Raw genomic sequence first — 14,001 nt, forward strand, 5'->3', positions numbered from 1 at the left:
CAAGTAAAAGAGAATAGATGAAAAGTAGTTTTAACAATATCATAGAATCAAAAACACCTGTATTAGTAGATTTTTTTGCAGATTGGTGCGGCCCCTGTAAAATGCTTGCTCCTATTCTTAAAGAGGTTAAAGATGAACTAGGAGATGCCATCAAGATTGTAAAGATAGATGTAGATAAAAATCAACCTTTGGCATCAAAATATCAGGTTCGTGGTGTTCCTACAATGATTTTGTTTAAAGATGGTAAACAACTTTGGAGACAATCCGGAGTATTGCAAAAAAATGATTTGCTTGGCATAATAAATTCACACCAATAACCATGGCACTCAATACATATATAGATCACACATTATTAAAAGCCAATGCTACAGTTGACGATATTAAAAAACTCTGTGCAGAAGCAAAAGAACATCATTTTTATGCAGTTTGTGTGAACAGTTATTATGTTGGTTTGGCAGAGAGTGAATTAATGCACACAGACGTTAATATAGCTGCTGTAATAGGTTTTCCTTTAGGAGCCACCATCACCAAAGCAAAAGTATACGAAGCCCAACAATGTATTGATGAGGGTGCAAATGAAATTGATATGGTACTTAATATCGGACTATTAAAATCTGGATATTATAAAATCGTAGAAGAAGAAATAAAAGCAATAAAAAAAGCGATTGGAAAGCATGTTTTAAAGGTAATTTTTGAAAACTGCTATCTCACAGACGAAGAAAAGAAAATCGCCTGCCAATTATCCCTTAATGCTGGGGCAGATTTTATAAAAACATCAACAGGTTTTGGCACTGGTGGTGCCACTATAGAAGATGTACAACTTATGAAAAATGAAGTAAAAAATGCAATGCAAATAAAAGCTTCTGGAGGAATCAGGGATGCAGAAACAGCAAAACAATATATTGATTTAGGTGTATCCAGAATAGGAACCTCATCTGGGATCACTATAGTAACTTCAAAATAAAACAAGATGAGTTTACATATTGCAGCACAACCGGGAAACATAGCAGAAACTGTCTTATTACCAGGAGATCCTATGCGTGCAAAATGGATTGCACAAACCTTTCTCGACAATCCGATCTGTTATAACGAAGTTAGAGGAATGCTAGGGTATACCGGAAGTTACAAAGGTAAATCTGTCTCTGTACAAGGAACCGGAATGGGGATTCCCTCTGCTCTTATCTACAGTCATGAGCTTATTAATGACTACGGGGTTAAGAATTTAATTCGCGTAGGCTCTGCAGGTTCATATCAAAAAGATATTAAGCTTAAAGATATTGTTATTGCAATGGCAGCTTCTTCTACTTCGAATATCAATACTGCCCGATTTATAAATTCAGACTACTCTCCTACTGTAGATTTTGAATTATTTATGAAAGCAATACAATATGCAAAAGATAATAACATTCCTATTAAAGCGGGAAATGTATTATCCTCTGATGAATTCTACGAAGATGATCCTAATTCATATAAGCGTTGGGCAGAATTTGGAGTGCTTTGTGTCGAAATGGAAACAGCCGGATTGTATACTATTGCAGCAAAACATAATGTTAAAGCCTTAGCCATTTTAACGATATCTGATTCATTAGTCACAGGAGAAAAAACTTCTTCGGAAGAAAGAGCAACTACTTTTAATAAAATGGTTGAAATTGCTCTAGGCACTCTTTAAAACACCTTATAATATAGTAATAATTACCCCACAGGCTTAAAAGCCTGCGAGGTTTTTTTGATTTATATTTTAAATGTGATCACAGGCTTGTTTGCATGGTTTGCTATATCCTCGCCTATACTTCCATTAAAGAAATGTGCCAAACCACGACGACCATGGGTCGGAATCGCAATGATATCTGCATTAATCTTTTTACTATAATTAAAAACTCCGCTTTCTACACTGTAATCATTAAAGTAGGTTACCTTATCATACATATCCAGATTACCAGAATCTGCTTTAAAAAGAAATTCTTTTACTCTTTCTTCTATTTGATCCGAACTTCTAAATTGTTCTCCCGGTAGATTCACATATAGCAAATGTATATTAGCATCCAGAGCATTAAATAACTTGATCGCATTATGATATGCTTTAATATTTTCTATCTTAAAATCACAGGCAAATACAACTTCATTTAAAGCAAAATTATCTACAGGATTCTTTATTACTAATACAGGGATGTCGGATGTACGTACTACTTTTTCTGTATTTGATCCTATAAACACCTCTTCTCGTAAACCGCTAACACCATGAGACCCCATAACAATTAGGTCTGCTTCATTTTCATGGGCAACTTCATTAATTTCGCTAAAAATCTTATAGTTTTGTACAGTCTCTGTAACCTGAATACCTTTTAGGTACTCTTTGTCTAGAAAAGTGCTAAACCTTTTTTCGGCAAGTTTCATATAATACATTGCTTCATTTGCCTCCTGAGTTTCATTTTTAATCAATACAGCTTCAGACAATCCCAGCATATGCAATACTATGATTTCAGCATTTTGTTGTTTCGCTAATAGTGCTGCAACCTGTAATGCGTATTCTGAATATTCTGAAAAGTCTATGGGTACAAGAATTTTTTTCATAATTAACTGTTTTTATACAATCAAAATTAAGCGATGTTAATGCTAATTAAAATGATAATTATCATATCAATACAATACATAACATGTCTTAAAAATATTTTTTATAGTATCTTTAAATATTACTACACACAATGCAAAAACATTATAATATTACAGTAAAAGGAAAGGTGCAAGGAGTCTGGTATAGAAAAAGCACACAAGAAAAAGCCATAGCGCTGCAAATTGCAGGAAACGTAAGAAATCTTCCTAACGGAAATGTTTACATAGAAGCCGAAGGAGATAAAAACCAACTTAACCTCTTATTAGAATGGTGTGCTATAGGTCCGGAATTTGCAAAAGTGGATGCTATATCTTTTGAAGAAGGTGACTTGCAATTTTTTAAAAACTTTGATATTTTGCGTTAGGTAAGTTTACAATTCTTCATTAGGAATATTTTTTATTTACCATAAATAGGGTCAATTCCAAAATGTATAAAACAACAAAGCCTACCAGAGTCTCCTCCTAGCAGGCTTTGTCAACTAACCAATCAATTATTGAAAAAACTTAGCATTACATGCAGCTCAATAGGACTGCATTACTTTTTTATTTTAATTTTTTGCCAATTCATATCTGCTTTCTTTTGCAACTTTGGAGCATCTTCTTTTATCCATTTATCCAATGTGTTAATTCCCCATGCATTATAAAACAGGTATAACTTACCATCTCTTACTTCAAAGGTTTTAGGGTTTATATCTACTTTTTCACTATTTACTGCTACCGCATAGGCGCAATATCCTCCATACTGTGGAACATATCTATCTGGATTATTTTTAAACTTTTTTAGATTTTCCTGATTTGCAAATTTGTAGTTTACTTTATCATGAGTTGCTATAAATTTACTATTCCCTTTAACTGCTTTGTTATTAAAGTATTCTGTTACATCATATCCCTCTGCTACAAAATCTTTATTCGTATTATAATCTACTTGTTGAGCACTTACAGTTGCTATAAAAACAAAGAATAGTATGGTTATGTATGGTTTCATGTATTCGTTTTATTACACTCTCACACATTAAGTCGTAAAAAAACTTAATCATTACACTTTTAACATAATTATAAGGTAATTAAGCTATTATAGCAGAAAATTAGTAGTTTCTGGATATGGTATAAGAGCACTAATCAATAGACTAATGCTATCTTTTGCTATTAAGGTAATGGATAACAATGTAGCAGTAACTACTACAGCAGAAGCTACATTATTTTGTTGAATATCTTTAAACTCATTTACTCCTTTGGTAAGGGCAGAAAAAAGTAAAAAAACCGAAGTATTAATAAGCAGGGCAAATATAAATCCGATACATAGATACAAGCCAGAATATTGAATAATTTCTCCGAGCATGATTTCATTTTCTCCAGACATCGATAGTCGAATCATATTGGTTATCGATGGGATAATCTCCCCCAGAATCATACCTATCGACAAAATAATTCCTGCAGCAAAAACAGAAAAAGCCATATTATCTTCTCTAAAGGAAATATTCTTAAAAAACACTCTTTGCAGGATTTTAAAAGAAATAAACAATATGAGTACAGAAACGACAATAGCAAGTACTATTTCTATAAAAGCAAGGGTTAATAGTTTCGTTTGCATGAGTTTTAGATGTTAGTTAATACAATATACCAATGATTTATGTTACCAAAATTTTTGGGTAATGTGCCAATGGTAAAATGTTTATTTGTGGTCTCCCACAAATAATATCGTTTCCCATTTTGCACTTTATATATTCCTTTTGCCGGGATATGTAACCCAAGAACAGAGTGCTTATAATAATCGCTATTAAGAATAGCTACATCATATCCAAAATGACTAAGAATAGCATAAATAATTACAGTTCTGGTATCACAATCTCCTTTTAGGTTTCCCATAAAACTTACAGGGTTTTGGATTCCGAAAGGAATATTACCAATACAACAATCAGAGCATTCTTCTAATATCACCCGAATAGATTCTTCATATTTTTCTGGAGATTCACAATCATTTTCAAAAACAAAAGAATACGGAATATCTTGTATAAAAGTCACTACCATTTCTGCAAACTCAAATTGATTTAGTTTGTTTGAGTTTTTAATAGCAGTAAGTTCTTTCAGAATTAAATCTAGTCTCGGCGTATCAGAAGTTGCAAGATATTGATACAACTTACCCCATGATTGCTGTTTATGTTTTTGTACAGTATTAAAATATTCTTTTCTAGAAGAAAAATAATCCTTTTCCCGAATCGAAAACTTTCCTTTAAAAGTGTTACCATAATTATCTGTCCATTGTCGGTTCTGTCGTAATAGTACTATAGAATCTCCTTCTTCCAGAGCTTTCTCTCGATAAATATATTCTGAAATATCAGATTTTTGGTTTTCTATAGATATCGGAATAGCATCCAACATATGTCGTAATCCTAGTATAGATCCCAAAACAAAAGTACTGTACAATACATAACGCCATTGAAATCTTTTTTGATTACCATCTAATTTCCCTAATAACCACGAAAGTAATAATAGCACTAATGCAAAGGCCCAGAATAAAGAAATAGAGAAAAAAGATTGTACAACACTACTGCACACCAAAGAGATTAATATGATCGCTGGAAACGAAAAACAACCTAATTTATTATTAATTGCCATATTTATAGTGCCATTAAATTACAGCCTCTGATATCACTATGATCAAATCTACCAATAATTTCGAAACTTCCATCGGGATACGTTTTACCTAAATCCTGAGTAGCGATAAAAGAACATGAATTTATATTTGCCAGATCTATAACATTTATACCTCCTGTTTTATTAACTTCTAATTGAGTTAAAGCATCTTCAGGGTTTCTGATGGAAATTTTCATCCAGGGAGGGCAGTAAAAAAGTCCATCTTTTTTAGAATAGGCTTGCGATAATAATTCTGTCATCCCATATTCGCTATGAATTTGAGAAACTCCAAAACCATTTTTAAGAACCTTATGTAATTCTTCACGAATCATTTCTTTTCTGCGACCTTTCATACCACCGGTTTCCATAATTATAGATGCCTCGTTTAATCGTACATCATAATTCTCAACAAGATCCAATAAAGCAAATGAAACTCCCAGAAGTAGTATTTTTTTATCTTCTGCAATAAGTTGTCGAAGGGTTTCTACCAATTTTTTAGTATCATGTAAATAAAATCCACTTTGGGGATGATTACTATCATTGATCAATTTTTCGGCCATATATACCAAAGAAGAGCCATCTCTTTCTAAATAAGAAGGTAGTAGTGCTAATACTATATAATCCGTAATATCACCATAGAAATGTTGAAACCCTTTTCTAAAACTTCTTTCATACACTGTAAGATCACTAACATGATGTTTGCTAGTCACATTACCTGTTGTACCACTACTGGTAAAAACTTTATGTATTGAAGCTTTAGTGCTTACAATTTTCTCTTGTTTAAAGAATTGGATTGGCAAATATGGAATATCATCAATACATTTTACCGAAGTTTTTGCTATTCCTAGAAGATTACAAAACCTCTGATATGTTAAATTGTTGCTGTATTGATGTCTAAAAACATGTAGGGCCGATCTCTCAAAATCTGTGTTGTTTTGAATAGAAAAAATAGTATCAGCCTGCATAAGATTTGTTCTACAAAATTTGTTGAACAAAGGTATAAAAAAGAGCGCCTTTTTAGTCTTGTTTTTTTTAGATTATAAAAAACAAGAGGACTCAAAAGAAAGTATTTTAATCAAAAATTATTTAATAATAAGTTTCTTAGTAGCTTTTAAATCACCTTCGGTAACTTTAATTACATATACACCAGGGTTTAAATGGGTAATATCTAATTCTCTACCAATTAAAACTTTAAAAAGCACTTTTTCTCCTAAAACTGTAAAAATTGAAACTGTTTTTGTGAGGTTTTTAGTAGAGGTAATGTATAATACACTTCCAGCAGGTGCTGGATTGGGGAACAAACGCAATCCTTCGATTTTTATGCTCTTCGAATCTTGTGTTTCGGCTATATCAGACTGTGCTTGGATTCCTGGAGCAAAGGAAAAGCAGATGAGACTAATACATGTAAGCAGCAAGTAGATTTTTTTCATACAAAAATTTATTTTGGGGCAATAAATATACAACATAAAAATTAAAAACATTACAAATTATTAGCATACTTGTGTATAAAACCCAGATTTAATGGTAGTTCTGTATACAAGTTACGGTTTTCACTTACTAAGCATCTTGATTTTATTCTTACCATCAAAATTATCATTTCTATCCTTAATTTTATCTTTTTTATACTGCAGCTATACAATACTTTTTCAAAAAGACATCATCATAGATTTGATGAATTTAAAATTCTTACTAGCAAAAAAATCAAAATGAATTCAAATTTAAATTTTGTAAATCAAAAATAATGCCTGATATTTGTTTCATTATGAAGTTATAAAAGAATTATGTACATAATTGTGCGCATAGAGACCACTCGATTTAAAAGCTAAGGATTCCTTCTTTAGCACTTCTTTATTTATATTTTCAATTCGTAATTCTTATTATAATGACTCAAAAAAAACTTACACTTACCCGTATATTTTCATATTTCAAAATTGCACTAACTGGTAAAGAACAAGAATTCACTTCGGGGAGTATTCGCAGAGCAGTTTTCATGCTTTCTGTACCTATGGTTCTGGAAATGATGATGGAATCTATCTTTTTTCTTGTAGATGCATACTATGTTTCTAGTCTTGGGGCAAATGCTATTGCTACAGTAGGATTAACAGAATCTGTACTTACCCTGGTATATGCTATTGCTATTGGACTTAGTATGGGGGTTACTGCAATTGTTGCTCGCAGAGTGGGTGAAAAAGATATTAGTGGTGCCTCTCAGACAGCAATACAATCTATCCTTTTAGGGATAGTAATTGCCGCTATAATTAGTGGTATAGGTATCATTTTTCCGAAAGAAATACTTGGACTTATGGGGGCCGAACCAGATCTCATCGCAGATGGATATGGCTACACTCAAGTATTATTAGGCGGAAACGTGACTATCATGCTTCTGTTTTTAATCAATGCCGTATTTAGAGGTGCAGGTGATGCTTCTGTAGCAATGCGAGTATTAATCTTTTCTAATCTATTAAATATCATTCTAGATCCGGTTTTTATTTTCGGGTTTGGTCCTGTTCCTGCTTTTGGTGTACAAGGAGCAGCAATTGCTACAACTATAGGTAGAGGTAGTGCCGTAATATTTCAGTTGCTAATTCTTTTTTATGGTTGGAGTAAGATCAAGGTGGCTTTTAAAGATATTGTTTTTAGAGCAGGAATTATGCTTAATCTTGTTAAGGTCTCTTTGGGAGGGATTGGACAATTTATTATCGGAACATCTAGCTGGGTATTCTTGATGCGAATTATGGCTGAATTTGGTAGTGAAGTACTGGCGGGGTATACTATAGCTATTAGAGTATTAATGTTTACACTTATGCCTTCTTGGGGAATGAGCAATGCTGCGGCTACATTAGTAGGTCAAAACTTAGGTGCTGCAAAGCCAGAACGTGCCGAGCAATCGGTTTGGAAAACAGGAAAATACAATGCCTATTTTATGGCTATTGTATCCATATTTTATCTCTTATTTGCAGAAGCAATTATAAGAATCTTTAGCGATGAAGCGTTAATCATAGAATATGGAGCTTTAAGTTTACGTGTAATTGCTGCTGGCTATGTGTTCTATGCTTATGGAATGGTGATCATACAATCTTTTAACGGAGCAGGGGACACCAAAACTCCTACTGTCATTAATTTCTTTTGTTTTTGGGTATTTCAGCTACCTTTTGCATACCTCGCTGCCTTAGTGTTGAATTGGGGCGCAATGGGAGTATTTCTTGCCATTACCTTTGCCGAAGTTTTAATTGCGGTGATTGGAATTATCTGGTTTAAAAAAGGAAAATGGAAAGAAGTGAAAGTATAGTTAACTATAGAATAAGCCCCGTAAAACAAATTTTATGGGGCTTTATCTGTTAGTAAATCTGGAAGTTATTTGACTACCTTATAGGTTTCTGTACCATTTTTGATAATATAGAATCCTTTAGGTAATCGATTTATGATTTCTTTTTCTTCAAATTCATTCTTTATATTATGTCTAGAGTAAAAAGTTCCATCAAATTTACAAATCTGAATCAAGTAAGGTAAACGTTGAGAGCTTTCTAATGCAATATTTGTTCTACCTGGACATGAATAAGAAATTTTTGCCGCAGGCTTTGATCCTCTCTTTAATTCCTCAATTGTTTTATGTGAAGTTACTTCTGAAATTACTTGGTCATATCTTCTAAAACTTTGACCAAACACACTTGTTACTGTATATTGCATAGTACCAATTTCTAAGGGATATCTGCCTTTGTTCCTTAAAGTACTTGGGTTTGATATACCATTGCAAATTGAAGTTATAGCTTCTGATCTATCGTCACCAAGAAGATTTGTTCTATATATTCTATATCTATTTGAGGCTACTCTTCTAATCCCGTTATATTCTAAGACAAGAAATAAAGGGTTATTCAAATTCACACCATTATCTTTAATTACTAAACTCCAAAAATTTATAGTTGTCCAACTAGGGTAATTAACTGTATCATCCTCAGAGTTTATTCTTCCTGATGTTACCAAATTTTGTCGAGATTCTGAGTTTTCATATAATCTATAATAAATTCTTTCCGTGAAGTTACCTTTTAAATCAAAATCAAAATAAATTCTGTCATATCTATTAAGCGAATTACCGCTTGAGATAATAGATAAGTTTTTCAGGTCAAATTGAGCGTTTATAAGTAATGCGTTTGATAAAAATAAAAGTAAAATAATTTTTTTCATAATAATTAGATTTTAAAAGTTACATTACGAAATTACTTTAAAGTTCAGCTGGTCATGCTGAGGTTTTCACGTACTTGGTTGTTAATTTACTATTTTTTAACAGAGAAAAAGTTTTGATAACACTGGCATTCAAATATTTAATTTATTCATCAATTAAGTATTAGATTTTATCTAAGAGTTCATTTAAAGTTTTCAAATAATAAAATTTTCACAAAAAAACACCCTCATGTTTTGAGGGTGTTTTTATAATGTGGCTAATCTATTGTAATTATTATTCTTTTACAGTATAGTTGGTCCAAGCAAATTTTGAGAAATCTGCACCAACTCCAGCTTTTACTGTTACAGTACCATCGGCAGCTACAGTAATAGCATCGTTATCTGTAGTAAAGGTACCTGTAATCGTACCTCCAACTTTATCGTCACCTACATCACCTTGTTGTATAGCATTTGTAAAAGTAACTGAACCATTTCCTTTCTTATCATCTGTATCTACTCTGTTTCCAAAAGAAGCTTTACCAACTGTTCCAAAGAAAGCGTTATTAATAGTAGCTTCTGTACCTCTTCTTATTTCTGCTCCAGCTTTTAATGGAGTTATTTCAGAAAGGTTTAACACAGTAACTTTTTCGAAAGTAGGTTTAGAAACCGGAGTAGCAGCATTGTTAGAACCATTACTATCAAATTCTATACCTCTTGGATCCTCGGTAGCGTCATTAAATCCGTTTTCTCTAACTCCAAATAGATTGGTTAAAGTTCCTGTATATCCTTGAGTACCATCAAACATATCATCTTTGATATTTACACAAAGAACATTCTCTACACTTACAGTTCCACCAAAGAACTCAATACCATCATCTGCACCATTAAAAATAGCAATGTTATTGATTGTTGTTCCGGTACCTACAGTATATAAAGAAATTCCATTAAACTCCTGATCTCCATTAATTTTGGCTCCTGTATATTCTGCTATTACATAAGTAAGAGTACCTGAGCTATCTGCGTTATCAGTACCTCCATAGTTAAGCCCTGCAACTTCAGACTCAGCAGTTGCTCCTTTGTTAGTTGGAGTTTTTCCTGCAATTACTATTCCTCCCCAGTCTCCTGGTCTTGGATTAGCTGCATCTGAAGTAAATTTTATAGGAGCAGCCGCAGTACCTTTAGCTTCGATTTTTGCTCCTTGCTCAACAGCCAAGTATACATCAGTGCCTCCTGCTTTTGCTTTTACAGTTGTTCCTGCTTCTATTGTTAAAGTCTGCCCTGATTTCACAGTTAATGACCCAGTAAGAACCCAAGTCTTACTTGCTGCCAGAGTAATATCACCTGTAATATTACCTTTTAAATCTGCTTCATCTAAATCCGGATCATCCTGAGAAGCTATCGTACCATCTTTTGTGGGTTCAGAAGGAGTCGGTGCAGGAGAATCATCATCGCTAGAACAAGAAAATATTGTTGCTGCTATTACTAATATTGGTAAAAACCTTAATTTTTTCATTTTGTTTGTTTTTGAGTTATTATTTCATTCTTAACAAAGAACCCTATAGAATCTAAATTCAGAGTAAAGGGTTCATTATGTATATGTTATATATCTTACTTTAATTTTATCTTAAGGTAAAATGCTCTTTATATGTTAAAATTTATAGTTAAGTCCTAGTGAAAAATTTATTCCTCTTTGATAAGATCTCATAACAAATTCTTGAGGTACATCCCTTATTTGTTCAATTTTGGGATTTAAGAGGTTAGTGGCTTTGAATTTAATTCCTATTTGATCATTAAACTTTCGTTCCATAATAAAATCGAGATTGGCTACAGCTTTTTGAACAATATTATTATTGAAGTTTGACCCAATACTAAATACTTTATCGGTTTGATATGCAAATACCAAGGTTGCCAAAAACTCTTTCTTGTCATTAACACTTCTATACGTGATATCACTGTTAATCAAAAGAGGCGCTGCTCCTTCTAATTCAGAGTCTTCACCTGTAATAAGAATCCCCTGATCTTCAAGTTCATCTGTGTCTTTGAATTCTAAATTCGTATACATATACGTAGCATTTCCTCCAACACTTAATTTTTGAGATTTATCATCATCTGTTTCATTTTTGTATATGTTCTTTTTAACCTCAATTTCAACTCCTGCTATGGTAGCGTCTCCTAAATTAGCATATGTAAAGTTCCTGTCGGCTGCAGATATTCGTTCTATTCTATTGATCGCATCATTAACTTGTTTACCAAATACTGAGGCCGATATCAATTCATCACTCTGCGGGTATATTTCCCATTTTAAATCGATATTATAGTTATCTGATGGTTTTAACTCGGGGTTTCCAGATTCTAAATAATCAATCCCTTCATACACAAATGGGGCTACTTCTTTAAATTGAGGATATGTATAGGTCTGACTCGCCGAGAGACGAAGTATATTTTTTTCGTTGATGTTATATTTTAAGTTAAGAGAAGGAAGAAAATAAGTTTCATCTATATCTAATGGCCCTCCATTATCTCTATCAGAATTTGTAAGATTGGTAAACCATTCTACTTCCATTTTTACATCTTCAAATCTTCCTCCTACACTGGCGTAAAATTTTTCTGAAAACTTGTAATCGACACCTAACGCAGCAATGTTCATAACCTTATTAGCATCATATGTAAATGGGTCGAGAGCATTTTCTCCAAAACCAAAACCAGTTGTAAACCTAAAGACATCATTATCTAGTGCTGCCTGGTTTAAAGTAGCTTCAAGGTTGTTAGGATCAATAACTATAGTACTGGGTAAATTATAATCGAAATAGATAGCTTCAAAATCCCTTGTTGTATTTCTAAAATTATACGCAAGAGTTATTTTTCCTTTATTTTCATCTTTTGCTCTTCCACCAAAATACCTTGTTATTGTTGCATTGGCATTAAGATCATCTTCTTTAAGATTATGATAATAACGACTATTATTTCTAGGTGTACCAGACGCCAAACGAGTTATATCCTCATCGGTATTAATGATAAAAATATTTCTCTTTCTATTAGGTTCATCATTCTTTACCAAGTTATAAGATACTCCCAAATCAATATCAAAAGATTTCCCTATTTCATGTTTTGAAATAAGTTGATTAACATACAATAGGTTTTGATTCTGAGTTTGCTGTACTACTCGTGCAAGTTCACCATCTGTATCTGCAACATCAGGTTTTGTTCCTAAATAATCCTGAACTTTTTGACTATTTGAGTGTACCAAAAAGGTGTTGTAAGATATATCATTGGATAAATTTATTTTATACTTAAAATTACCCATTGCCACCTTGGTATTAGAGTAGTCAAATTCTTCGGCACTTGTATAGCTACTTCCAAAAGTACCATCGTTATTAAAGTTTATTGAACTACCATCTTTATAGTTATATCCATTACTAAAAGAACCTACTAAGAACATGGATAATGAACTTTCGTCTCCAAAATTATATTTCTTTCCCCAATCTAAAGAAACACCAAGATTTAAGGGTACAATTCCAGATTTATTTGGTGCCAGATTATCATCAAAAGCATATACTGTTAAGTCTGTTAATTTTGGATCTGTATGGTCGGCTATTCCAATCCAATTAGCACCATCTATTGTTTTAAAGTCTTTATTTTCTACAGCTTGAGAATTTACTCCGCTGGATACACTTACTTTAAAACCACTTTTACCTTCAAAAACCTTACTGTTAATATTTATATTCGCGCCTCCAACGTCTCCATTTTGGTTATTAGAAAAAGCCTTACTTACTCCTAAATTCTGTATAATATCTGTAGGAAATAAGTCTAAAGAAATATTTTTATATCTAGGATCGTTTGACGGTAACGGAAGATTATTTAAGGTTGTGCTATTATATCTGTCACCAAGTCCTCTAACATATACCTTATTAGATCCTTCTTGTTTTGCTACTCCTGATATTTTGGCGGCTGCGGCTGTCGCATCACTCACTCCTTTTCGCGAAAGCTCTTCTGCCCCAATTTTTTGTTCAATTTGAACAGCATTTTTCTGCTCTATCAAAAGAGCTTCTTCGCGTTCGCGGTTGGTAACTACTTTTATCACAACTTCTTCTAATGCTGCTGCTGTAGCTCCCATAGTAGCATCTACCACCGCTACTTTATCTGCTTCTACTACTACATTAGGTATTTCTACCGTTTGATATCCTGTAAAGCTAAACTGTAGCGTATATGTCCCTACAGGAACTCCCGTAATCTCATATAATCCATCAAAATCTGTAGACGCTCCTTTGGCAGTACCTCCTACAATCACATTAGCAAAAGGAAGAGGTTGATTGTTTGATTCTTTATCTAATAATTTTCCGGCAATAGTCCCGGTTTCTTGTGCAAAAATAGCCCCTACAAAAAATAGCGCTAGTACTGTAAATGTTTTTCTCATTATGTGTTTTCAAAATCTGATACAAATAAATACGGTTTTACAGTAATTGTCTTTACCCCACTATTATGCTTAGTTTAAGGGATTGTGATGTAGGGAAAATGAATAAAAAGGCGAAACCTGTAGGATTTTTAGGAGAATTTGCATCTAGATTTTTTATACTATAAATCACTAGCAAACTACTGATT

At 32.8% G+C, this 14,001-nt stretch carries 14 protein-coding genes; 5 read left to right on the forward strand and 9 right to left on the reverse strand.

Translation table 11 applies throughout. The features are described 5' to 3' along the window. Positions 1-17: 17 nt before the first annotated feature. Genes trxA through deoD form a run of 3 tightly spaced genes read left to right on the forward strand, consistent with a single transcriptional unit; the run spans position 18 to position 1,669 of the window. Positions 18-317, forward strand: a complete 300-nt coding sequence (gene trxA / locus NNL09_RS05465; protein ID WP_025664375.1) for a thioredoxin — start codon at positions 18-20, stop codon at positions 315-317. Positions 318-319: 2 nt separating this feature from the next. Then, on the forward strand, positions 320-964 hold the full coding sequence (gene deoC, locus NNL09_RS05470) for a deoxyribose-phosphate aldolase (protein ID WP_025664376.1): 645 nt from the start codon (positions 320-322) through the stop codon (positions 962-964). A 6-nt stretch (positions 965-970) separates the two neighbouring features. Continuing rightward, a complete protein-coding gene (gene deoD / locus NNL09_RS05475; protein ID WP_196909381.1) occupies positions 971-1,669 on the forward strand; it encodes a purine-nucleoside phosphorylase in 699 nt (232 codons plus the stop codon). A 62-nt stretch (positions 1,670-1,731) separates the two neighbouring features. Here the strand turns inward: deoD and NNL09_RS05480 are convergent, their stop codons facing one another. Next, positions 1,732-2,571: a universal stress protein gene (locus tag NNL09_RS05480; RefSeq protein ID WP_025664378.1), complete on the reverse strand. Its 840-nt coding sequence runs from the start codon at positions 2,569-2,571 to the stop codon at positions 1,732-1,734. Between the two features lie 131 nt (positions 2,572-2,702). Here NNL09_RS05480 and NNL09_RS05485 point away from each other — a divergent pair, with 131 nt between their 5' ends. Then, positions 2,703-2,975 (forward strand): acylphosphatase, encoded by a 273-nt coding sequence (locus tag NNL09_RS05485; RefSeq protein WP_196909382.1) that lies wholly within the window; start codon positions 2,703-2,705, stop codon positions 2,973-2,975. A gap of 170 nt (positions 2,976-3,145) precedes the next feature. On the opposite strand, the gene NNL09_RS05490 is transcribed toward NNL09_RS05485, so the two are convergent. The 5 genes from NNL09_RS05490 to NNL09_RS05510 all read right to left on the reverse strand — a co-directional run bounded on the left by NNL09_RS05490 (position 3,146) and on the right by NNL09_RS05510 (position 6,674). Then, a complete protein-coding gene (locus NNL09_RS05490; RefSeq protein WP_025664380.1) occupies positions 3,146-3,595 on the reverse strand; it encodes a YHS domain-containing (seleno)protein in 450 nt (149 codons plus the stop codon). An 87-nt stretch (positions 3,596-3,682) separates the two neighbouring features. Further along, positions 3,683-4,201: a DUF350 domain-containing protein gene (locus NNL09_RS05495; protein WP_025664381.1), complete on the reverse strand. Its 519-nt coding sequence runs from the start codon at positions 4,199-4,201 to the stop codon at positions 3,683-3,685. 5 nt (positions 4,202-4,206) lie between these two features. After that, entirely contained in the window at positions 4,207-5,226 is a 1,020-nt protein-coding gene (locus tag NNL09_RS05500) for a hypothetical protein (RefSeq protein ID WP_196909383.1), read from the reverse strand. Between the two features lie 2 nt (positions 5,227-5,228). Further along, positions 5,229-6,209, reverse strand: coding sequence for an acyl transferase (locus tag NNL09_RS05505; RefSeq protein ID WP_196909384.1), 981 nt, complete (start codon positions 6,207-6,209; stop codon positions 5,229-5,231). Positions 6,210-6,326: 117 nt separating this feature from the next. Then, complete coding sequence (locus NNL09_RS05510; protein ID WP_025664385.1) at positions 6,327-6,674, reverse strand: T9SS type A sorting domain-containing protein; 348 nt, start codon at positions 6,672-6,674, stop codon at positions 6,327-6,329. A 452-nt stretch (positions 6,675-7,126) separates the two neighbouring features. On the opposite strand from NNL09_RS05510, the gene NNL09_RS05515 reads away from it, so the two are divergent. Further along, positions 7,127-8,533 carry an MATE family efflux transporter gene (locus NNL09_RS05515; protein ID WP_196909385.1) on the forward strand — a complete coding sequence of 469 codons (1,407 nt, stop codon included), beginning with the start codon at positions 7,127-7,129 and terminating at the stop codon, positions 8,531-8,533. A gap of 65 nt (positions 8,534-8,598) precedes the next feature. Here the strand turns inward: NNL09_RS05515 and NNL09_RS05520 are convergent, their stop codons facing one another. The 3 genes from NNL09_RS05520 to NNL09_RS05530 form a co-directional block, all read right to left on the reverse strand. Further along, positions 8,599-9,426 (reverse strand): hypothetical protein, encoded by an 828-nt coding sequence (locus NNL09_RS05520; RefSeq protein ID WP_196909386.1) that lies wholly within the window; start codon positions 9,424-9,426, stop codon positions 8,599-8,601. Between the two features lie 271 nt (positions 9,427-9,697). Beyond that, a complete protein-coding gene (locus tag NNL09_RS05525; protein WP_196909387.1) occupies positions 9,698-10,915 on the reverse strand; it encodes a hypothetical protein in 1,218 nt (405 codons plus the stop codon). A gap of 135 nt (positions 10,916-11,050) precedes the next feature. Beyond that, complete coding sequence (locus tag NNL09_RS05530; protein WP_196909388.1) at positions 11,051-13,816, reverse strand: TonB-dependent receptor; 2,766 nt, start codon at positions 13,814-13,816, stop codon at positions 11,051-11,053. Between the last annotated feature and the right edge of the window lie 185 nt (positions 13,817-14,001).

The sequence above is a fragment of the Aquimarina sp. EL_43 genome (assembly GCF_943422735.1).
In the GTDB taxonomy this organism is placed as follows: domain Bacteria; phylum Bacteroidota; class Bacteroidia; order Flavobacteriales; family Flavobacteriaceae; genus Aquimarina; species Aquimarina megaterium.

Excerpts from the sequence above, each read along its gene's own strand:
- trxA (WP_025664375.1), top strand. The coding sequence starts at position 18 with ATGAAAAGTAGTTTTAACAATATCATAGAATCAAAAACACCTGTATTA.
- deoC (WP_025664376.1), top strand. The coding sequence starts at position 320 with ATGGCACTCAATACATATATAGATCACACATTATTAAAAGCCAATGCT.
- deoD (WP_196909381.1), top strand. The coding sequence starts at position 971 with ATGAGTTTACATATTGCAGCACAACCGGGAAACATAGCAGAAACTGTC.
- NNL09_RS05480 (WP_025664378.1), bottom strand. The coding sequence starts at position 2,571 with ATGAAAAAAATTCTTGTACCCATAGACTTTTCAGAATATTCAGAATAC.
- NNL09_RS05485 (WP_196909382.1), top strand. The coding sequence starts at position 2,703 with ATGCAAAAACATTATAATATTACAGTAAAAGGAAAGGTGCAAGGAGTC.
- NNL09_RS05490 (WP_025664380.1), bottom strand. The coding sequence starts at position 3,595 with ATGAAACCATACATAACCATACTATTCTTTGTTTTTATAGCAACTGTA.
- NNL09_RS05495 (WP_025664381.1), bottom strand. The coding sequence starts at position 4,201 with ATGCAAACGAAACTATTAACCCTTGCTTTTATAGAAATAGTACTTGCT.
- NNL09_RS05500 (WP_196909383.1), bottom strand. The coding sequence starts at position 5,226 with ATGGCAATTAATAATAAATTAGGTTGTTTTTCGTTTCCAGCGATCATA.
- NNL09_RS05505 (WP_196909384.1), bottom strand. The coding sequence starts at position 6,209 with ATGCAGGCTGATACTATTTTTTCTATTCAAAACAACACAGATTTTGAG.
- NNL09_RS05510 (WP_025664385.1), bottom strand. The coding sequence starts at position 6,674 with ATGAAAAAAATCTACTTGCTGCTTACATGTATTAGTCTCATCTGCTTT.
- NNL09_RS05515 (WP_196909385.1), top strand. The coding sequence starts at position 7,127 with ATGACTCAAAAAAAACTTACACTTACCCGTATATTTTCATATTTCAAA.
- NNL09_RS05520 (WP_196909386.1), bottom strand. The coding sequence starts at position 9,426 with ATGAAAAAAATTATTTTACTTTTATTTTTATCAAACGCATTACTTATA.
- NNL09_RS05525 (WP_196909387.1), bottom strand. The coding sequence starts at position 10,915 with ATGAAAAAATTAAGGTTTTTACCAATATTAGTAATAGCAGCAACAATA.
- NNL09_RS05530 (WP_196909388.1), bottom strand. The coding sequence starts at position 13,816 with ATGAGAAAAACATTTACAGTACTAGCGCTATTTTTTGTAGGGGCTATT.